Raw genomic sequence first — 639 nt, forward strand, 5'->3', positions numbered from 1 at the left:
TTTCTCATCTAAGACTTTGATGGTGGTTTCATCAACTTGAAGATATCCTTCATTTTTGATGTCCAGCAGAAGCTTTTCATATAGTGGTTTTAAAGCATCCATACATTGAGCTGCCCAGCCATCTATAGTAGAAGAAGCTATATCGATATTTTCTCTTGAAAAGCGTTGCTTCTGTCTATATAGCGGAAGGTGATCTACGTATTTGTCAACAAGTATTGTAGATAATAATCCTTCAGAAGGTATTCCTTTATCTATAATTCGCTCTGGAAGCAGTGCAATACTGATTTGCGTATTGTCTTTGTCTTTCGTGGCGTATTTATATCGGATGTAACGTTTTATTTTAAAGTAACCTGGAACATAATCTAAGACATCTGTAGTTTCTTTACCAATGCAAATCTTATCAGATAAATCTCCCTCTGGGTAGATTTCTATTTCTTCTACAGGTAAATGATCGGGTAGTTTAGCTCTTCCTGGATGTTTTTTCTTCTGACGAGAATAAGTGATCTCTTGTTTGATTACTTCTTCTTGTTCTTCCAGGACTGCTTGCTGAACCTCTAAAGGTAACTGTGTTTGATTAGGGTCTTCGAAACGCTCGCGTTTTTGTCCAAATTGCATGCGTCGTAAAAGATCTACTAAGCG

At 36.9% G+C, this 639-nt stretch carries 1 protein-coding gene; it reads right to left on the reverse strand.

Features of this window, described 5'->3' with window-relative positions:
- Window positions 1-639: IS66 family transposase (locus tag GOQ24_RS17005; protein WP_160339557.1), on the reverse strand; the 639-nt coding region annotated here is incomplete at both ends.

The sequence above is a fragment of the Myroides sp. LoEW2-1 genome, assembly GCF_009767705.1.
Lineage (GTDB): Bacteria > Bacteroidota > Bacteroidia > Flavobacteriales > Flavobacteriaceae > Flavobacterium > Flavobacterium album_A.